Annotated in this window: 17 protein-coding genes; 10 read left to right on the plus strand and 7 right to left on the minus strand. The window is 63.4% G+C overall.

The window, feature by feature from the left end:
- Positions 1-15 precede the first annotated feature (15 nt).
- The 8 genes from JQ553_RS09920 (at position 16) to JQ553_RS09955 (ending at position 8,514) form a co-directional block, all read left to right on the plus strand.
- A complete protein-coding gene (locus JQ553_RS09920) occupies positions 16-1,752 on the plus strand; it encodes an adenylate/guanylate cyclase domain-containing protein (protein ID WP_212499762.1) in 1,737 nt (578 codons plus the stop codon).
- A 268-nt stretch (positions 1,753-2,020) separates the two neighbouring features.
- Positions 2,021-4,033, plus strand: a complete 2,013-nt coding sequence (locus JQ553_RS09925; protein WP_212499763.1) for an acyltransferase family protein — start codon at positions 2,021-2,023, stop codon at positions 4,031-4,033.
- A gap of 153 nt (positions 4,034-4,186) precedes the next feature.
- On the plus strand, positions 4,187-4,942 hold the full coding sequence (locus JQ553_RS09930; protein WP_212499764.1) for a hypothetical protein: 756 nt from the start codon (positions 4,187-4,189) through the stop codon (positions 4,940-4,942).
- Complete coding sequence (locus JQ553_RS09935; RefSeq protein ID WP_212499765.1) at positions 4,939-5,736, plus strand: hypothetical protein; 798 nt, start codon at positions 4,939-4,941, stop codon at positions 5,734-5,736. Before JQ553_RS09930 ends, JQ553_RS09935 begins: the two co-directional genes overlap by 4 nt.
- Before the next feature lie 260 nt (positions 5,737-5,996).
- On the plus strand, positions 5,997-6,299 hold the full coding sequence (locus JQ553_RS09940) for a hypothetical protein (protein ID WP_409363050.1): 303 nt from the start codon (positions 5,997-5,999) through the stop codon (positions 6,297-6,299).
- Positions 6,300-6,488: 189 nt separating this feature from the next.
- Positions 6,489-7,691 carry a molybdopterin-dependent oxidoreductase gene (locus JQ553_RS09945; protein WP_212499766.1) on the plus strand — a complete coding sequence of 401 codons (1,203 nt, stop codon included), beginning with the start codon at positions 6,489-6,491 and terminating at the stop codon, positions 7,689-7,691.
- A gap of 11 nt (positions 7,692-7,702) precedes the next feature.
- Positions 7,703-8,014: a cytochrome c gene (locus JQ553_RS09950; protein WP_212499767.1), complete on the plus strand. Its 312-nt coding sequence runs from the start codon at positions 7,703-7,705 to the stop codon at positions 8,012-8,014.
- Positions 8,015-8,313: 299 nt separating this feature from the next.
- Positions 8,314-8,514: a cold-shock protein gene (locus JQ553_RS09955; RefSeq protein ID WP_212499768.1), complete on the plus strand. Its 201-nt coding sequence runs from the start codon at positions 8,314-8,316 to the stop codon at positions 8,512-8,514.
- A gap of 323 nt (positions 8,515-8,837) precedes the next feature.
- Here JQ553_RS09955 and JQ553_RS09960 read toward each other — a convergent pair whose 3' ends face one another.
- On the minus strand, positions 8,838-9,485 hold the full coding sequence (locus JQ553_RS09960; RefSeq protein ID WP_212499769.1) for a hypothetical protein: 648 nt from the start codon (positions 9,483-9,485) through the stop codon (positions 8,838-8,840).
- A 90-nt stretch (positions 9,486-9,575) separates the two neighbouring features.
- Positions 9,576-10,040, minus strand: a complete 465-nt coding sequence (locus tag JQ553_RS09965; RefSeq protein ID WP_212499770.1) for an Lrp/AsnC ligand binding domain-containing protein — start codon at positions 10,038-10,040, stop codon at positions 9,576-9,578.
- A 110-nt stretch (positions 10,041-10,150) separates the two neighbouring features.
- Between JQ553_RS09965 and putA the strand changes: the two genes are divergently transcribed.
- On the plus strand, positions 10,151-13,162 hold the full coding sequence (putA, locus tag JQ553_RS09970) for a bifunctional proline dehydrogenase/L-glutamate gamma-semialdehyde dehydrogenase PutA (protein ID WP_212499771.1): 3,012 nt from the start codon (positions 10,151-10,153) through the stop codon (positions 13,160-13,162).
- A 292-nt stretch (positions 13,163-13,454) separates the two neighbouring features.
- Entirely contained in the window at positions 13,455-14,660 is a 1,206-nt protein-coding gene (locus JQ553_RS09975) for a CaiB/BaiF CoA-transferase family protein (RefSeq protein WP_212499772.1), read from the plus strand.
- Here the strand turns inward: JQ553_RS09975 and JQ553_RS09980 are convergent.
- From JQ553_RS09980 to JQ553_RS10000, 5 genes are all read right to left on the minus strand, one after another.
- Entirely contained in the window at positions 14,657-14,821 is a 165-nt protein-coding gene (locus JQ553_RS09980) for a hypothetical protein (protein WP_212499773.1), read from the minus strand. The two genes, JQ553_RS09975 and JQ553_RS09980, sit on opposite strands and share 4 nt — an antisense overlap.
- Positions 14,822-14,849: 28 nt before the next feature.
- Positions 14,850-16,235, minus strand: a complete 1,386-nt coding sequence (locus JQ553_RS09985) for an MFS transporter (RefSeq protein ID WP_212499774.1) — start codon at positions 16,233-16,235, stop codon at positions 14,850-14,852.
- A gap of 22 nt (positions 16,236-16,257) precedes the next feature.
- The gene (locus tag JQ553_RS09990) at positions 16,258-17,493 is read right to left on the minus strand and encodes a flavin-dependent oxidoreductase (protein WP_212499775.1); all 1,236 of its coding nucleotides are present in this window, start codon (positions 17,491-17,493) and stop codon (positions 16,258-16,260) included.
- Between the two features lie 112 nt (positions 17,494-17,605).
- Positions 17,606-19,153 (minus strand): hypothetical protein, encoded by a 1,548-nt coding sequence (locus tag JQ553_RS09995; protein WP_212499776.1) that lies wholly within the window; start codon positions 19,151-19,153, stop codon positions 17,606-17,608.
- A gap of 91 nt (positions 19,154-19,244) precedes the next feature.
- Positions 19,245-20,276, minus strand: a complete 1,032-nt coding sequence (locus JQ553_RS10000; RefSeq protein ID WP_212499777.1) for a hypothetical protein — start codon at positions 20,274-20,276, stop codon at positions 19,245-19,247.
- Positions 20,277-20,458 lie beyond the last annotated feature (182 nt).

Here is a 20,458-nt window from a genome sequence, read left to right on the forward strand (position 1 = left end):
CCAATCATGAATCATATGGCCTCACCCTCGCGCGAACATTTGCAGGAGATGGTCCGCGGAGTCGGCCTGCGGCAGGTTCGGCTCACCTGCGGCGTGATCCTGTTTACCTATCTGCTCAGCCATTTCCTCAACCATGCGCTCGGCAATATCTCGATGGAGGCGTTGGCGACCGGGGTCTACTACCACACGCTTTTCTGGCACTTTCTGCCCATCTCCATCCTGTTCTACAGCGCTTGCCTGGCGCATGCCGGGCTCGGCATATGGGCACTGTACCAGCGGCGGGAGTTCCGCTGGAAAGCGCTCGAGCCTTTGCAACTGGTGCTCGGGCTGAGCATCCCGATGCTGGTGATCGCCCATATCGTCGGCGTGCGTCTCGGCTATTCCCTGTTCGGGCATCAAAAGCTCTACCCACAGGAATTATACGTGTTCTTCATCGCTTCGCCCTACCGGCTGTGGACCATGCTCGCGGTGCTGGTGATCGCCTGGGTGCATGGCTGCATCGGCCTGTATTTCTGGCTGCGGTTGCGATCCTTCTTCAAGCGCGTGGCGCCGTTCCTGCTTGCCGCCGCGGTATTGATCCCCACCCTGGCGATGCTGGGCATCTACCAGGGCGGCCGCCTCGCCTTGTCCGACTATGAGGATGCCGACTGGCGGCAGCAGACCCTATCGGTCGAGAAGGTCGGGACGGTGGCGCAGCAGAATGTGCTCGACCGCATCACCAGCGGCATGACGATCGGCTATCTCGGCCTGCTCGGCCTTGCCCTGGTCGCGCGCGGCGCGCGCGCCCTGCTCGACCGCCGCCGCGGCATGATCGCGCTGTCCTACGGCAACGGCCGGACCATCCGCGTGCCGAAGGGATTGAGCGTACTGGAGGCGAGCCTACGCAACAATGTTCCGCATGCGAGCATCTGCGGCGGCCGAGCGCGCTGCTCGACCTGTCGCATCCGCATCATCGGCGACTGCACCGGATTGCCCGATCCCTCGCCACGCGAAGCCTTCGTGCTGCACCGTGTCGGCAGCGACGACCCGTCGATCCGCCTCGCCTGCCAGTTGCGGCCCACCGCCGACCTCTCCTTCTTCCAGCTATTCTTGCCGCACACGATGTCGGCGAATGCGCATGCGTCGAATCCTGCGCGAATCGGCCAGGAGCGTTATCTCGTCAGCCTGTTCGTCGACATGCGCGGCTCGACGCAGCTTGCCGAGACGCGCCTGCCATTCGACACCGTGTTCATCGTCAACCGCTTCCTCGGCGCGGTGTCGCAGGCAGTGCTGGAAGCCGGCGGCCGGCCAAACCAGTTCGTCGGCGACGGCATGCTGGCGCTGTTCGGGCTCAGCACCGGCCGGCAGGACGCCTGCCGGCAGGCGCTGCGGGCAGCGGCAATGATCGCGGCCAATATCGACGAACTGAACGAATTCCTGAGCCATGATCTGCGCGAATCGATCCGCTTCGGCATCGGCATCCATGGCGGAGAGGTGATCGTCGGCGATATCGGCTATCGCGATCACATGGTGTTCACCGCGCTCGGCGATGCCGTCAACGTGGCGGCAAGGCTGCAGGACATGACCAAGGGACTGGCTTGCGAGGCTGTCATCTCGGATGAAGTGCGCGCCACTTCAGGGCTCGCCGACGACGCACTGCCCGCGCAGGAGGTCACGATTCGCGGTCGTAACGAGCCGATGATCGTGCGTTTGGTGAAGGACGCGCGACCTCTTTCCGCGCTGTCGCGCGACAAGCAGATCGCTGCGGCTTGAATACCCCGCGCTGAATGGCCAGGCGCACTTGCGTCGTGGCCGCCGCCCTGGCGCCAATTCGAACGTCAGGCCGCGGCACCGTCCATTTGCCAACGGCTCGCCGCCCGATCCTGTGATTTGCTGGTAGGCGAGAATCGCGGTTGGCGCCGAGAGATACATCGCTGGTTGCTCGCCGCAACAATTGGGTCGCCATGATGAGACTGGCGCGAAGCCTTGTTGAAGGCAAGGCGACCGTAAGTCGGCCTTGTTCCAAATTGGTTGTGGTGCTATGCCACAACAACCTCTCGAAGACGGTTTTGCGGGGATGGAAATTTGTACTAAGCCGGGTTATCGCCCGGATATTGATGGTCTTCGTGCGGTTGCGGTGCTTTCGGTCCTCGCGTTTCACTATGGTGCGCCGATCCGCGGCGGGTTCACCGGTGTGGACGTGTTTTTCGTCATCAGCGGATTTCTGATAACCCAGGTTCTGGCGACCGAGATCGCTGCCGGCACGTTCTCCGTTGTCGCGTTCTACGATCGCCGGATGCGACGGATTCTGCCAGCGCTCCTGACCATGCTGGCCACAGTTCTCCTGGCCGGAAGGCTGCTGCTTTCCCCCGGCGACTACGCATCGCTCGCAAAGAGCACGGCTGCGGCCGCGTTCGGCGTATCGAACTTCTTCTTCCACGGCCACACCGGCTACTTCGATCAGGCCGCAGACCTGATGCCGCTGCTACACACCTGGTCACTCGCGGTCGAGGAGCAGTTTTATCTGGTGTGGCCGCTGCTGTTGCTCGTTCTTGCTGCCGTCGGCTCGCGAATTCCCATTGCCGCTGCGCTCGCCGCAATCGTGGTCGTTGGATGCGCCGGCAGTATCATCTATTTCCAATATGATCAGAAGGCTGCGTTCTACATGGCGCTGCCGAGAGCATGGGAGCTTGCGCTCGGCGCGCTGCTGGCTTTCCTGCCCGCCCCGCCGCGCACCGTCGGTGAGATTGTCGCGGTCGTGGGCTTCATTCTCATCGGGATCGGGTTTACCATCTCGCCGGACAAATTTCCCGGACAGTTCGCCCTCTACCCGTGCATCGGCGCAGCACTGCTGATTTGGCCGCGCGCTCAAAGCACGATCTCAAGTCGGATCCTCGGGTTGCTCGCCCCGATCGGACTGATCTCGTACAGCCTGTATCTTTGGCACTGGCCGGTCTGGGTGTACTTCCGGATCTACATCAACAACGGCAGCCCAAGCACAGATGAGTCGATTGCGCTGGCCATCGTTTCAATCATCTTGGCAATACTTTCTTACCGCTACGTTGAACAGCCGTTCCGCAAGCGTCGCTGGAGCGCGCCGCGCACGGTGTCGGCCGGCCTTGCCTGCATCATAACGTTGTTCTGCGCGTCGATGTACGTCGATAGCGCCGATGGGCTGCCGCAACGTATCCCGCCCGGAGGGCAGGCCATGCGCAGCCTCGAGGTCATGTGGGACTGGCCATGTAACGAAGTCCCGATCGATGTGCTTCGCGGCACATATTGCGTGTTCGGACACCCCTGGCAGACCGCGAAGCGCAAGACGGTCATCTGGGGCGACAGCCACGCGCAACATTTTGCACCGGTCCTTGATGCCATCAATAGAGACCCCGAGCGATCATTCCTGGTGTTTGCCGGTTGCCCGGCGGCGCTTGGAGGCGAAATATTCATTATCAATTTCGATCCAGTCTACAAGGACCGTTGCAAGCGCTTCCATTTGGGCGGCATGAAGCTTCTCAAGGAAGACCCGTCGATAGATCAGGTGATCTTGCCATCGAATTGGTACGAACTGCCCTGGCGAATTGAAGGACATAAGGAGGACGGGCTGCCGGCAGTGACCCGCGCACTGACGAACCTCATCCGGACAACGTCGGCGCCGGATCGACACTTCGTTCTCATCGGAATGGTGCCCCACCTTCCCGCGGAAGTCGTTGAGTGCGCCATCCGCTCCAGCACTCAACTCTTGAGACGACGTTGCGATTCCACAGTCCGGTTTGCCGATGCCGTTGCCGTCAAGCAGCTGTCAGTCGCAACCGACGCCATGTTGCAAGACATCGCGACATCGCTTCCCAACGTCGCGGCCGTGCTCCCGAGTGAGGAATTGTGCCGGAATGACGCCTGCGACGTGTATTTGAACGGCGAATTTCTCTATCGCGATGTGGGCCACATCCGCCGCAATTTGCGCTTGCAGACGAGGAAGGATTTCGCCGCGAAGATCGGATTGACCGCCACGCTGGCCGCCATTCGGCCAAGCCTGCCTGGTGCTAAGACTCGATAACCGACATCGGAACGCAGGCGGCGGATGTATCCGCGAAAGCGCGATCTAGCACGGTCTTCGTCTGCGGCGCTGCCCGGCGTTGCTCTCCACAAGATTGCATGATAGCATATACGCTCGTTTTGGGTGCACAACTTCGCAATTGGTGTCATTTTGGTGCAACGGAGACTCCTCGTTCCATCACTCGCTTCGATCGGCTACGAACCCGGCTTTGCCGTAAGGACAAATGCCAGCTTGATCCGGGTGAGGACGTTTCAGAACGGCTCACTCACGTCGACCTTCGAGACGCGGCCTCGCAATCTCAATCGTTTTTGGCGATCGCAATGGGCGAGGGATCTGCCGGTTTTGGCTAACGAACTTCACACTGTTGAACTCGAGGGTGAGACTAATTCGGAGTTCGAGGGAGAGTTGCTGTTTCGAAACGGCCAGCAGCAAAACGCGGTGCTGACCGGCCTTGTTCCTCTCCGGGCGCCCGGCTTCAAATTTTCGCCGATTCTGCATCAGGCGCATTATAACGTGCTGTTCGATCAGTTTGAGACCAGTGTTGCTTTTGCGAATCTGGCTGGAGAAGGCGATCCGCCAGCGCATCCCAACAAGCTTCAGGTCGAGTTCAGAAATCTGAAGGCGGACGTGCTGGTCGTGACCGAAATCGAAATCGGATATAACTCGACTTATCTTCTCCCGGTTCGAGGGCTGGCCCAGATCCATGGCACCCCGGTCGATCGGGGCCTGTCTCTTCGTATCCGTGGCGGCTCGAGTCAGTTCGCGATTTTCACGGTCTTCCAAAATCACTCTAGTGGAGCCCTTGGCATCGAGCACTCGCTGCCTCCGATGTATTTTACCGAGGCGCCCTTCAATCCTGAACTGCGCCCGCGCTTTCAAAAGGCGGCGTTCGGAGACTTGAGGTCATGACCGCTCTCGTGCCGAAGATTCTTGCACGCGCGAGCCGAGCGGCCGATGCTTTTCACATGAGGTTGAAGAAGGCCCGCCCGGCTCTGTTTGGACCGCCCATTCGGCAGAACATGATCCAGCTTTACCGACACGATGCGGACTTTGACACTATTGTCAGCATTCCACACCATCTGAGCTTCCTTGCGCCCGACACCAATATCGACATCACCTACGCATTGCGGGTCTTTGACCGCCATGGCGGGCTCGTCGGTTCCTGCGAGCACCAGGTGAAGCACTTTGAAACGCTTCAAGAGCCGCTTTCGAAATTGCTGGGGCGCGAGCTTGACGAGCACGGTATGTTTGTCGTGTCCTGTCATTACAGTTCGCCGTCGGGAATCGATTTCCTGGGGATGACATCGCCCCAGTTCATGACGATATTCATGCCTCGAGGCGAGCGCACTGCGCCGCAAATCACGCACTCACATCTGTACATGGATCGAGTGCCGCCGCTGAAGTCCAAATATCCGCGCCGGTCGGCCCTCCTGGAGGGCGACGCGAACCTGACCGGAATCAGCTACTTCCTGATGAACTCCAGCCAAGCTACCACCAATGTGGACCTCACCTTGTCCGGCCCGGCGAGTTCGCTCGCGCGTTCAGTTAGGTTGAAGCCGTTCGGCACCGGACGGGTCGACATGGATGCGGTTGGCGAAGGGCCTTTCGAGCTCACCTATGAATTGGACCGTGCCATCAATCATCGAAAGCCCATCGCATTCAGGCGCTTCGCATCGGGCTTGATCACGGCCGCGCATTCATAGGCCTTTCCGCACAAGGCATTTACGGGTCCTATGCGATAATCAAAACGTTCCCGTCCGGGGGTGGTTTTGCTTTCTCCCTTCTGTCTTGGGTGAATTGACCCGACATCCAAGTGTCGCGCTGATGCCGCGGCTGATTAATGCCGCGCGGGGCTGCATCACGGCCGTTGCCGCAACGTGATTTTCCTCACACCTGAACAGACATTCATCAGATTGGCGGCTCCCGCAGCGCCATCGAACCCGTTTTCCACAGGGAGCGACTGATGGGCGATGGGCAGCACCACAAACCGCGCCGCGAGCGAACTCAAGGCGTGAAGGAGAAGACCATGTTTCGTAAAGTGACGCTTGCCCTCGCGACCGTCGCCACCATCGGCGCCGCCGCTCTGGCGCCGACCGCCGTATCCGCGAAGCCTTTCGGCTGGGGCGGGCATCCGCAGCATCATCACTTCTGGGGCCCGGGCTTCGGCATCGGGATCGGTTTCGTCAGCAGCAGCTGCTACGTAAGCCGCCTGGTGCTGACGCCGTACGGCTATCGCTATCGCACCGTGAACGTCTGCCTGGACTGATCGAACCCTCGGGTTTGATTCAAAACCCCGGCCGCCGATGCGGCCGGGGTCGTTCCGTTGTTGCAACGCAATGCGATGACCCGAAAGCATCAATTGACTCCGCGGTCGCCGATGCGACATTTGCGGGCATAAAAAATGAGCGAGTCTGGTGATGACCGGCTCGGACAGACAAGCTTCGGAGGAAGCGGTATGCTCGATCGACGAGACCTGATGAGGCGCGCCGGCCTGGCGGCGCTGGCGACGGGGCTGGGGTCGAGAGCAGCGTTCGCGCTCGATAGCGTGACACTGCCTTTCGGCAACGGCGAACGGCCACTGGTGCGTTATCCCCAGAAGCGTCCAATGATCGGCCTGACCAGCCGCCCACCGCAACTGGAGACGCCGTTTCCGATCTTCAACGACGGTCCGATCACGCCGAACAATGCGTTCTTCGTCCGCTATCACCTCGCCGACATCCCCTACAATCTCGACCCCGACAAGTTCACGCTCGAAATCAAGGGCAAGGTCGACAAACCGCTGAACCTGTCGCTGCGGGACATCAGGAAGATGAAGGCGACCGAGATCGTCGCCGTCAACCAGTGCTCCGGCAACAGCCGCGGCTTCTCCAATCCGCGGGTGGCCGGCGGTCAGCTCGGCAACGGCGCAATGGGCAACGCGCGCTGGCGCGGCGTGCCGCTCAAGACCGTGCTCGAGATGGCCGGCGTGCAGGCCAGCGCCAAGCAGGTCACCTTCAACGGCATGGACGGCCCGGTCAGCGACAAGACGCCGGACTTCGTGAAGGCACTCGACATCGATCACGCCCGCGACGGCGAAGTGATGTTGGCCTATGGCATGAACGGCGAGGATCTTCCGTTCCTCAATGGCTTCCCGCTTCGCCTCGTGGTGCCCGGCTACTATGGCACCTATTGGGTCAAGCATCTCAACGAGATCACCGTCATCGACGGCGTGTACGACGGCTTCTGGATGAAATCGGCCTATCGGATCCCGGACACGCCGAACAACGCCGTCGAGCCGGGCACCGCGCCGAAGGCAACCATCCCGATCAATCGCTTCACGGTGCGCTCGTTCATCACGAGCGTCGCCGACGGCGCCAAGCTGAAGGCCGGCCGCACCACGCTGCTGCGGGGCATCGCCTTCGACGGCGGAAAAGGCATCAAGGACGTCGCGGTCTCGACCGATGGGGGCAAGAGCTGGACACCGGCCAAGCTCGGCAAGGATCTCGGCAAATACTCGTTCCGTGAATGGAAGCTCCCGGTGAAGCTCGCCGAGGGCTCCCATGACTTGCGGGTGCGCGCCACCAACAACGCCGGCGACACCCAGCCGATGGATCCCTTGTGGAATCCGGCGGGCTATTTGCGCAATGTGGTCGAAACCGTGCGCGTAACTGCGGCGTGAGGAGAAGCACCATGAACCTCAAGCTGCTTCCCACGCTGGCCACGATCGCGGGTCTGTCAATCGCCGCGGCTTCTGCCGCGCCAGTGAACTACCAGCTTCCCGATGAGACCGTGGCGTTCAAGCCCGGGCCCAACCTGGACGTGGTGCAGAACAACTGCACCGCCTGCCACTCGGCTGACTACGTCAAGACCCAGCCGCAGGGCGAGAAGTTCAAGAAGGATTTCTGGCAGGCCGAAGTCACCAAGATGATCAAGGTCTATGGCGCGCCGATCGAGGACGGCGACGTCACCAAGATCGTCGACTACCTCGCCGCGACCTATTGAGGTCGCGGCGTCCCTCTCCGCAAAACGAGAGGGGACAGGGTCGCACCATGGCGCCGCCGCCCCTGCGCCCGTCGTGGCGGCGTGTGCCTGCTCGAACCCACCGATCTTGTGGCGCAAATGATCGGGAAAACGGGCAAAATCGGTGCCAAAGCACCGCGAAACCAGCATTCCCGGACAAATCGCCCTGTGGTTTGGCCTATCCAGCTTTTTTCAAACTGCTATCCTGCCCGGTACGGACAAGCCGGTTTGTGCGGGGATCGGCAGGTCTGATTTCGATCGATTCCGCGGAGACGACTGGAATGCCAAAAGGTACCGTGAAGTGGTTCAACCCGACCAAGGGCTACGGATTCATCCAGCCCGCGACGGGCGGCAAGGACATATTCGTGCATATTTCTGCAGTTCAGAAGGCTGGTCTTCAAACGCTCAATGAAGGCCAGACGGTCGAATACGAAGAGATTGCAAATCGCGGCAAGACGTCGGCAGAGAACCTGAAGGTCTAGCGCGTCAGCGCCAGGCGCAACGGTGCACTCTCGGACATTATCCGGGAGTGGGGGCCGACAGATCAACCAGACAACGTGACGTTCGGCGGGGCGGGCACAGCGCTCGCGCGCCACCACGTGCCGCTCCTGGATCGTGATGCGATCATGTCGAATCGCGCCGCGACCTCATCTCCTATTTGTTTGGACGCGTGTCGCGAGAGAAAACCGCTACACACTTTTCCGGATCATGCTTTAGCTGCGCGCGCCGCGATCGGTCCAGCGCGATACCGTAGACCCAACAAATGCTCGACTTTGCCCATGCTGTCACTAGCGCGCTGGGCAGCTCAATCTTCGGTTACCCATTGGGTGACCGGCATGACGTCAGGCGGCTGCAGATAGCCGCGCGGCCAGAGATCGACCGCCCATTCGACCTTTGTCGCGCGTTCGACCAGGACAGCGGTGTTGTGCGGCGTCTGCATCCACGAAAATCCCCGGTAATGGGGATCGCCGACGTCGTGAAACTTGAACAGATTCCATTGTTGCAGCACGAGGAGCAGGCTCGTGGTGTTACGGGTCGTGTCCCAGCAATCGAAATTGTGCTTGTCGTCGCGATAGCGGAAGTCGGCTTTCGCGACGCGCTTGTCGGTGCCGATGATTGGACCCATGCGTCGATCGAACCAGATCACCGCTTTCTGCACCGCGGCCCGCTCGGCGGCGGCGTTGGCATGGCCTGCGGCAATGATCTTGGTCAGTTCGAGCCTGTCGGCTGCGGTAAAATCGAGTGTTTCGCGGCGCCGGCAGACGAAGCCATAGCAGACCGTCATCGACGTCGCCGACGGCGGATAGATCGAGACCGACGTATAAAGTTGTGCCACGCCAGCGCTGAGTTCGGTCGAGTTCGCCGGCCCCGCGAGCAAGGACAGCACCGCGGCGGCAAGCCCGCCGGCAAATCCGGTCCGCCTCACGCGTATCGATTGATTGGCGTCTGTCATGATCGCTGCCCCATTGGAGTCAGGATTAGCGCGGGAGGAGCGTGATGCCAATACGCTTGCGGGGCGGCTGTGGATCACATCCGGAGGGTGTCAGCCGACCGGCAGCGGCGCGTCGCGCTTGACCTCTTCCATCACGGCGTAAGTTCGCGTCTCGCGCACGCCAGGCAGCGCGAGCAGGGTTTCGCCGAGGAACCGGCGATAGGCGGTCATGTCGGCGACGCGTGCCTTGACCAGATAGTCGAACCCGCCGGCCACCATGTGGCACTCCAGCACTTCCGGTGAGGTCTGGATCGCCTTCGCGAACCGCTCGAAGACGTCGGGGGTGGTCTTGTCGAGCATCACTTCGACGAAGACGAGCAAACCAAGTCCGAGCCGGTGTGGATTGAGCCGCGCGCCGTAGCCTTCGACAAAGCCGTCACGCTGCAATCGCTTCAGCCGTTCGCCCACAGAGGTCGGAGACAGCCCGATCCGTTCCGCCAGTTCGACATTGGCGATCCGACCATCCCCTTGCAAAATCGAGAGGATTTTGCGGTCTATCTTGTCAATTTCGGTCATATATCCCGCGCGGTACTACTTTCTCCTGATTTTCTAAGGCAAAACTGCTAATTTGTCTATCGAACTACGGTGCGAACACGCATAGCGTCCGATAAGCCAAAGGAACAGCCATGCCAGCCACGACCCGGCATTCTTCACCGTTCAGCGCCCCCTACGCGCCCGATGACGCCGCGATGGCTGTCGGCTTGCTACGGGACGCCACCCTCGGTGCGGAGCAGGAGGCGCGCATCGACCGCACCGCGACCGGCCTGATCGAGGCGATCAGAGCCAATGATGATCCGCTCGGCGGCGTCGAGGACATGCTGCGGGAGTTTGCTCTCTCGACCAGGGAGGGGCTCGCACTGATGGTGCTGGCCGAGGCGCTGCTGCGTGTGCCCGACGCGCGCACCGCTAACCAGTTCATCGAGGACAAGCTCGGCCAGGGCGACTTCATCCATCACGAAACCAAATCCACGGCCTTCCTGGTCAACGCGTCGGCCTGGGCGCTCGGCATGTCCGCGCGCGTAATTCAGCCCGGCGAGACGCCTCAGGGCACGATCGGGCGATTGACGAAGCGGCTCGGCGCGCCGGCGGTGCGCGCGGCGACGCGGCAGGCGATGCGGCTGATGGGCAACCATTTCGTGCTCGGGGAAACCATCGAGGCCGCGCTCGCGCGCGCGCAATCGCATTCGGTCCGCGCCTCGCGCTACTCCTTCGACATGCTCGGCGAAGGCGCGCGCACCGCCGACGACGCGCACCGCTATTTCGAATCCTACGCCCGCGCCATCGAAGCGATCGGCAAGGCGGCAGGCGGCCGTCCCCTGCCCGACCGGCCCGGGATCTCCGTGAAATTGTCCGCGCTGCATCCACGCTACGAGGCGGTGAGCCGGCCACGGGTGATGAGCGAGCTGGTGCCGCGCCTGGTCGATCTCGCGCACCGCGCCAAGGCGTTCGACCTGAATTTCACCGTCGATGCCGAGGAGGCCGACCGGCTGGAATTGTCGCTCGACGTGATAGAGGCCGCTTTCGCCGACAAATCGCTCGCCGGCTGGAGCGGCTTTGGCCTTGCGATCCAGGCCTACCAGAAGCGCGCCGGTGACGTCATCGACCATGTCGACGCGCTCGCGCGCAGCCCGAACCGCAGAATGATGGTCCGCCTCGTCAAGGGCGCCTATTGGGACACCGAGATCAAGCGCGCGCAGGAGCGCGGGCTCGACGGCTATCCCGTCTTCACCCGCAAGGCGATGACAGACCTGAACTACGTCGCGTGCGCGCGAAAGCTGCTTGCGTTGCGGCCTCGGCTGTTTCCGCAATTTGCGACCCACAACGCGTTGACGGTCGCGACCATCCTCGAACTCGCCGACGATCCCGGCAGCTTCGAGTTCCAGCGGTTGCACGGCATGGGCGAAGCGCTCTATGCGCAGCTCGGCAACGACAGACCCGAGATCGCCCATCGCACCTACGCACCGGTCGGCAGCCATCGCGACCTGCTCGCCTATCTGGTACGGCGGCTGCTCGAGAACGGCGCCAACTCCTCCTTCGTCGCGCTCGCGGCCGACGAGCAGATACCGGTCGCGCGCCTGCTGCGCCGCCCCGCCGAGATCATTGGCGCCGATAACGGTGCCAATCATCCCGACATTCCGCTGCCTGTGGACCTCTACCGGCCGCAGCGCGAGAATTCGCGCGGTATCGAATTCGGTGAACGCATGGCGCTCGAGAGGCTCACGTCAGAAGTTGCAGCCGCAAGCGCCGCGACCCGCGGCGCGATTGCGCCGTCCACGACGGAGCAGGCCAACGCCGCCGTCATCGCCGCACGCCGCGGCTTCAGCGCGTGGGACCGTACGCCGGCGCGGCGACGCGCCGTCATCCTGGGCAAAGCCGCCGATCTGCTGCAACAGCGACGCGCCCATTTCATCGCGCTGTTGCAAAGCGAGGGCGGCAAGACGCTGGACGATGCGCTCTCGGAGGTACGCGAGGCGACCGATTTCTGCCGCTACTACGCAGCAGCAGGACGCGATCTATTTGGCGAAGGCGAAGCGATGCCGGGCCCGACCGGTGAGAGCAACGTGCTGGGCTTGCGCGGCCGCGGCGCCTTCGTCGCGATCTCGCCGTGGAATTTTCCGCTGGCGATCTTCCTGGGCCAGGTCACGGCTGCACTGATGGCCGGCAACGCCGTGATTGCAAAGCCGGCCGAGCAGACACCGCTGATCGCGGCCGAGGCGGTTCGGTTGCTGCATGAGGCCGGCGTGCCGGCGTCGGCGCTGCATCTCGTCCAGGGTGACGGCGCGATCGGCGCCGCGCTCGTCACGCGTCCCGAGATCGCCGGCGTCGTCTTCACGGGCTCGACCGAGGTTGCGCGATCGATCAACCGCGCGCTCGCGGCCAAGGATGGCCCGATCGTACCGCTGATCGCCGAGACCGGCGGCATCAATGCGATGATCGTCGATGCGACTGCGCTGCCCGAACAGGTTGCCGACGACGTCGTGACGTCGGCATTCCGTTCCGCAGGCCAGCGCTGCTCGGCACTGCGGCTATTGTTCGTGCAGGACGACGTCGCCGACCGCATGATCGAGATGATTGCCGGTGCCGCGCGCGAGATGAAAATCGGCGCCCCCTCGGATCCCGCGACCCATATCGGGCCGGTGATCGATGCCGAGGCCAAGCAGAAGCTGGACCAGCATATCGCGCGGATGAACCGCGAGGCTCGTGTGCATTTAGCGGGCGAGGCGCCGGCCGGCAATTTCGTCGCGCCCCATATCTTCGAACTCTCGGACGCCGGCCAATTGAGGGAAGAGGTGTTCGGCCCGATCCTTCACGTGGTGCGCTACCACGCCGAAAGGCTGGCCGACGTGCTGGCCGCGATCGAGGCTACGGGTTTCGGGCTGACGCTCGGCATTCATTCGCGCATCGACGATACAATCGAGGATGTGATCGAGCGCCTGCAGGTCGGCAACATCTACATCAACCGCAACATGATCGGCGCCGTCGTCGGCGTGCAACCGTTTGGCGGCAGCGGCCTCTCCGGCACCGGCCCCAAGGCCGGCGGCCCGCATTACCTCGCAAGGTTCGCAACCGAGCAGACAGTGACAATCAACACCGCCGCCGCAGGCGGCAATGCCGCGCTGATGGCAGGAGTGGAGTAACGCTATCCCTGGAGGGGAGGCACAATCGCAGATCTCGTCGCCGGGCTTTGTCCTTGGGTTTGCGCATTGTCATGGCGGGCCTGTCCCGGGCATGACAAGCTTGTGAGAAGACCAGTGACCCAAACTCGCAGCATGATCGGCACATGTGTCCCGACCCTCCAGCAGAAGGGTAAGAAAGCGCCGTTGCATCGTGGCCCCGAGATGGGTCAAATGGCGGCTCGATCGGGATTCCGCACGCGATAATTCCAGCCACCGGAAAAAGACCAACAAACGTCACGGGAGCGACGGCACGATGGACAAAGGCATATTTGATGGGCTGAAGGTTTTGGACTGCGCGAGTTTCATCGCGGCCCCGGCGGCCGCCACCGTGCTGTCCGACTTCGGCGCCGACGTCATCAAGATCGAGCCGCCCGGCTCCGGCGATCCCTACCGGAACCTGCCGAACCTGCCCGGCTATCCGCACAGCGAGCACAATTTCGCCTGGATGCTGGAGGCGCGCAACAAAAAGAGCCTGGCGCTCGACCTCACCAAGCCGGAAGCGCGCGAGGTGCTCTACAAGCTCGTCGCGGAGTCCGATGTCTTCATCACCAACATGCCGCCACAGGTGCGCGAGAAGCTCGGCATCACCTACGACCACCTCGCACATCTCAACGACCGGCTGATCTATGCCTCCTTCACCGGCTATGGCGAGAAGGGCGAAGAGGCCAACAAGCCCGGCTTCGACTCCAATGCCTATTGGGCACGCTCCGGCCTGATGGATCTCGTCCGTGCCGACGAGGAGACCACGCCGGCCCGCTCGGTCGCCGGCATGGGCGACCACCCTTGCGCGATGGCGTTCTACGGCGCGATCGTCACCGCGCTATTCCAGCGCGAGAAGACCGGAAAGGGTTCGCATGTCGCGACCAATCTGATGGCCAACGGCATCTGGGCCAATGGCGTCTTGGCGCAGGCCAAGCTCGTTGGCGCCAAGTTCCAGAAGCGCAGGCCGCGCGAGCAGGCGCTCAACGCCGTGACCAACCATTACAAATGTCGCGATGGCCGCTGGATCATCCTGTCGCTGCTCAACGAGGAGCGGCAATGGCCGACGCTTGCGCGCTGCATGAGCCGCGAGGACCTCATCGCCGATGCGCGTTTCGTCACCAAGGCAGACCGCCATGCGCGTTCGATCGAACTGATCCGGATTTTCGACGAGGTGTTCGCGACGAAAGATCTCGCGGAATGGCGCAGGATCCTCGACGGCAACGGGCTGGTGTTCGGCGTCGTCGGCGTCCTCGATGACATCCCGAACGACCGGCAGATGATCGAGAACGAGGTGCTCGTGCGCTTCGAGAATGACACCATGCTCACCGTCAACAGCCCGATCTTCATCGACGGCGCCAAGAAGGTGCAACCGCGCAAGCCGCCCGCGGTTGGCGAGCACTCGGACGAGATCCTGCGGAAGGCGGGTTACGACGAGGCGACGATCAGGCAGCTACGCGCGTCGGGCGCGGTGGCTTAGCGGTTCAGCCACGCCCAGACGATGCCTGCGGCGATGACGCCGATGATGACCGCGAGCGCGATCGCCCAGCCGCTGACCCGGGCAGCGCCCACCATCTGCCGCTCGGCCTCGTTCTGCGCGATCTGGCGATTACGCTGCTTGTCCTGGTCGGAAGAGCTCATCGGCAGGTCTCCGCTCAAGGTTGGCTGTTCAGGTCCTCGGCGCGGCCTGTAGCTTAGCATCAAAAGATGACGTCTGGCTCGCGCTCGAAGCACCGCCGGGACCGACGAAGCGGCTCAGCAAGAAGGCCGCCAGCGCGGCACAGAGGGCGGCCGATGCCGCGGTCATGAACAGCGCGCCCGTGCTCCATTTCGCGCTCATCAACGCGCCGCCGATCAGGGGCCCGATGATCGAGCCGACCCGGCCGATGCCGAGCGCCCAGCCGACGCCGGTGGCGCGCACCGCGGTGGGATAGAAGGTTGCGGCCAGGGCGTTCGCCGCGATCTGGCCGCCGACGATGCAGAAACCCGCGGCGAAGATCGCGAGTGTGACCAGCGCCGCCGAATGACCGAGCTGGCCGATGGCGCCCACGGCAAATACGGCGACAACATAAACCAACGCCAGCGCACGGAACGAAAAGCGATCGACGACGCTGCCGAGCGCAAACGTGCCGACCACGCCTCCAACCTGCAGCATCGAGCCGATCAAGGCGGCGGCCGACACCAAGGCGCCGAGATCGTTGAGTACGGTCGGCAGCCAGTTCGACAGGAAATAGAGGTCGAGCAGGCTCATGAAGAACACGACCCACAAGAGCAGCGTCGGCAGCATTCGGCCGTCGCTGAAGAGGTGCCGCACCGGCAGACCTTCGAGTCGCGGCTCGTGCACCACGAACTGCGTGCCGGTGGTCGCCGGCGCAGCCTTCGGATTGATGCGGCCGAGCAAATCGGCCACCGCCCCGTGGGCGCGGCCGCCAAGCGCGAGGAAGCGCACGGATTCCGGCAAGCGCCACGCCAGGACCGGCGCCAGCAACAGCGGCGCGGCGCCGCCGACGATGAACACGGCGCGCCAGCCGTATTGCGGGATCAGCGCGGCTGCGAGCAGGCCGCCGAGCGCGGCTCCCACCGAGAAGCCGCAGAACATGATCATCACCATTGTGGCGCGGCGGCGGTGTGGGCTGAATTCGGAGGTCAGCGCCACCGCGTTCGGCATCGCGCCGCCAAGCCCGAGGCCGGTGAGCAGGCGGATCACCATCAGCGCGGTGACGTCGTTGACGAACGCGGTGGCCAACGTGCCGATGCCGAAGGCAAGGGTCGAGAACATGATGATCTTCTTGCGCCCGATGCGATCGGCGAGCGGTCCGAAGATCAGCGCGCCGATCATCAGCCCGAACAGGCCCGCGCTGAATACGGGCCCGAGCGCCGCGCGCGACAGGCTCCATTCCTTGGCAAGCGCAGGCGCCACGTAGCCGATCGCCTGGGTGTCGAAACCGTCGAGGAACAGCACGGCGGCGCAGATCAATAGCAGTCTGATCTGGAAACCGCCCACGGGCTGGCGGTCGATATAGCCGGCAACCTCGATCGTCTCTGTCTCCGCCATGACTGTATGTTCCCCGATCCGTCTAACCGCGCAGCGCTTCCTGCGAATAGCCGGCGATCCGCTTGTAACCATCGGACAGGCCGGCGAGCTCCTCGCGGCTGATGACATCCTCGATGGCGCGGAACGGCTTGTCGTTGGTGCGCAGGAACACCTCGCGCAGGATCGCATCCGGCGGGTTGGTGCGATTGGTCAGCACGATGCGCGTGGTCGCTTCCAGCCGCTGCTGCTCATAGGCCGAAAGCGCCGCGGCCGGATCGTCATGTGCGAGCAGCGCTGCTGTCAACGCGCGAGCATCGAGAATCGCCTGTCCGGCGCCGTTCGAACCGCGCGGCACCATGGGATGCGCCGCATCGCCGAGCAGGGTCACGCGACCAAAGCTCCAGCGCGGCAGCGGATCCTGATCGACCATCGGAAACTCGAGCACGCTGTCTGCGGCGCGGATGAAGGCCGGCACGTCGAGCCAGTCGAAATGCCAGTCGGCAAAGGCCCAGATGAAATCATCGAGCGCGCCGGCGCGATTCCAGTCACGCTTGCGATAATTCGGCGTCTCGATCTCGGCAACCCAGTTGAGGAGCTGCAACCCGTCGGCGCCGGCCGGGCGGATCGGGTAGATCACCATCTTGCCGTGGGACAGCCAGCCGGCGCGCACCATGCTGGCGCCCGAGAGCATCGGCTTCCACCGCGTCACGCCGCGCCACATGTTGACGCCCGAATAGCGTGGCTCTCCTTCATTCGGGAAAAATTGTTTGCGGACCGCCGAGTTGATGCCGTCGCAGGCGATCGCGACGCGGCCTCGCGCGTCGAAGCGACCGGTACCGCCGGGGCCGTCGGAGAAGGTCGCGCAGACGCCGTTCTCGTCCTGCGCGACGCCCACACAATGGCGGTTGACGACGACGCGATCGGCGCCGGCTCGCGCGCGGAAGGCCTCCAGCAGGACCATCTGCAAGTCGCCGCGATGGATCGAAAATTGCGGGTGACCGTAGCCGGCGAGGCGGCCAAGCGGCTCCTGATAGATCAACTGCCCGAACCGGTTGAAGAAGGTCGCGTCTGTCGTCGTGATCGCGACCCTTGCAAGCGCGTCCTCAAGGCCGAGGGCGGCGAGCTCCTTGGTCGCGTGCGGCAGCAGGTTGATGCCGACGCCGACCTGCCTGATCTCCGAGGCGGACTCGAAGATGCGGCAGGGAATGCCTGCCTGATGCAGCGCGAGGCCGAGCGTCAAGCCGCCGATGCCGGCGCCGACAATGATGACCTCGTCCATGTTTCCATCCCCGATGTATTTTCGCGGATGAAACAGATTAGTAAGCCTACTGTCAATCGACCTGGGCCGCTTTCTCGCGGACTGCGCCAGAAGCGAGACAGCGCCAGACGCGCTATCGTCCCTTCACGAAGCACATGCCCATGCGCGAGGTCTTGCCTGCGACCTGACAGGCGAGTCCCTCGGCGCAGGTCCAGCCGCGGAAGCTACGGTCTGCGCCCGCGGGCTTGGAGCCCGGCAGATAGCAATGTGCGCCCCAGCCGTCGCTGTATTCAGTGCCGGCAAGCTCGTGGCTGCCGCGCGCTTGCGGCCGGCTGGAGAACCCGCGTGAATAGTCCGGCGCCTTGCCGTCGCGCAAGGCCGCGAGGATGTCGCGGCGGCGGACCTGGTCGCCGAAGAAATGCGGCGAGGCCGGGACCACGGTGGAGTTCGAAGGTTTCGCGGCCATCCAGTCCACGCCGGGGAAATGGAAACCGCCGATGCCGCGGGTTTGGTGGCATCCTGCGCAAGTCACGTCGTTGAGACGCCGCTCGAAGCCCGCCAGCGACTGAATGTTCTGCAGCTTCGTTCCGTCGGCAGCGGCTTTCTTTAGCGCACTCACGACGTCGCTTTCCGAGAACACCGCCTTGTCGGATGCGCCCTCGCCCTGCACCAGCCCGAACTCGGGCTGCAGATCGGAGACGTCGAAGCCGACCGGTGTCGACGCGACGACGCCGGAGGCGAGGAACTTGTCGGGGATCAGGATCGTGCCACGATCAAGCTCGGCGAAATGCCCGGGATCGAGCAGCCACGCCCTGAAGTCGCGCTTGAGACCTTCGTCCGCCAGGATGCGATCACGGTCGATCTGGTCTTCCATCGGCGCTTCCTCGAAGCGCTTTGCGTCGCGATTGTAGTCGAACACCTTCAACAAATAGTCGGTGCGGAAGTCGCGGACGGCCGATTTCGGCGCATGAGCGATCTGCAGATTGGTCTCGATGCGGACGATGTTGTCAGGGCCGATCAAGTCGAGCGGGCCGTCCTGGCCGAGCAGTTTGTCCAGCGTCGGCGCCGATTCACCGGTTGCCAGCCAGCGACGCGCGATCTCGCGGCAGGTGTTGGCCATAGCGTTGCTCCCGCCCCTGGCCTTCAGCACCAGATTGAGCGTCATCGGCAAGCGCTGCGACACGCCGTTCTCGCCGATCGGCGGCACGTCGATGCGAGTTAGCCGATAGATCAGCCTGATCTCGCCGCAGTTGTCCGGCGCCACATAGGCGCGGTCCATCCGATTGACGATGCCGGCCAGCACGAAGCGGACGTCAGGAGAATCGAGCAGGCCACGGTCGAAAAGCTGGAACGCGAAACCATCGCCGACGCCGATGCTTTCGTTCGGAAGGCCGGCTTGGTGTTTCGCAATGTAGCGCTCGAACTCGCGGTCGAGCGCCTCGCGGACCGGCACCATCGCCGGCAACCGAAAGAGCTGGTTGTTGGAGAGCGAAACATTGGCGGATCGCTCCGGCCACAGCATGCGGCCGAGGCCGAAGCGCCCCTGGTCGAGTTCGCGCAGGATGGCAGGATCGATGATCGCCGCACCGCGTTCCAAGGTATGGTCCTCGCCTGCATGCGCCGCCAACGCGCCGCAGACCAGGACGGACAAGACGAGAAGGCATTGCAGCGCACGGCTCATGTCTCCACTAACACCGCGCGGCAAAGCCTATTCAAGACAAAAGGCGCTTCACATCGCAGTGAAGCGCCTTGTTGCTGTCGGGATTCCGCGTTCAGCGCGCGACGATCAGGCCCTTGCTGGTGACGACGACCCAGCGGCCGTCCTGCTTGCGGATGGCGTCAACGCGCCCGAGACCGGGAACGGGATCGCCAGCATAGACCTCATACATGCCCTGCCGGCCCTCGATCAGCGCGGCGCCACGGGCAACGTCGCGGAGTGTCCAGCCCTCGACGATCGGCAGGCGGCCGACCTCGGCCTTGGGTGGCGCGGCGGCCGCGCTCGCGGGCGGCGCCACGGTTCCCGTGACGTCCCTGGCCGGCGTCGCGGTCGCAGCGGCGGCGGGCGCGGCACGGAGCTTTTCGACGGCATCGCTGAGCTTGGCGAGCTTGGCCAGCGGCTCGGCCTGCGCCTTCTCGACCTTATCGAGGCGGTCACTGGTCCTGTTGAGCTGGCTCGTGGCCGTTTTGGCGGTGTGCTCGACGCTTGCTCTCAGCGCGGTGATGTCAGCATCGATCCGCGCGATGGAGGCTTCGAGCACTTCCTTCGCGACCGCGTCCTTGGCGGCCGTATCCTTGGCAGCCGTATCCTTTGCAGCAGCAACGTCGCTGTCGGAGAAATGGCCAAGGCCCGCGGTCGCAAGAGCGCCGCCGATGGCGCCTGCGAGCGTTGCGAGCACCACGACCGCGGCCATTGCCGCCACCCGCCCTGCGCCGGACGGTTTTGCGACCTGCTCTGCGGCCGGTTTCGAGGCGCTCGGCTCATGATCCCACGTGCGCTCGCCGGGCGCCATGATCATCAGCTTAGCTGGGAAGCGCAGCCCCTCGCGGCTGCCGGCCTCGACTTCGGGCACGTCCACCTTCGGCAACTCGACCTTGGGCGCTTCGACCTTGGGAGCAGCGTTCAGGTCAGCCTTGGGGGTATCCGTTCCGGGCGCTTCCGCAGGGGCCATTTCGGGCTTCGGCGCGATCTCTTCGGGCGCAGGTCGGGGAATCTCGACATTGGCCGCGACCGGCCCGCTCTTGGCCGCCATTTCAGCGCCGGTTTCACCGCCGACGACCCCGCTCTGCTGCTCACTCACGTTCACGTCTCCAGACTGGGTTGACTATTTGGTAACCTTCATTGCTTGCGAAATCGTTACCGCGCTCGGACTTACCGAAGTTTTAGGAAGTTTTCCGGGCCGGATGTCGACCTGATGCTGCCTTGCGGCAATCCGTTAGTTCCGTTTGCGCCCGGCGCGTTCCCGACTAACATGGCTGATCCAGCCAG

It is taken from the genome of Bradyrhizobium lablabi, from assembly GCF_018131005.1.
GTDB lineage: Bacteria > Pseudomonadota > Alphaproteobacteria > Rhizobiales > Xanthobacteraceae > Bradyrhizobium > Bradyrhizobium lablabi_D.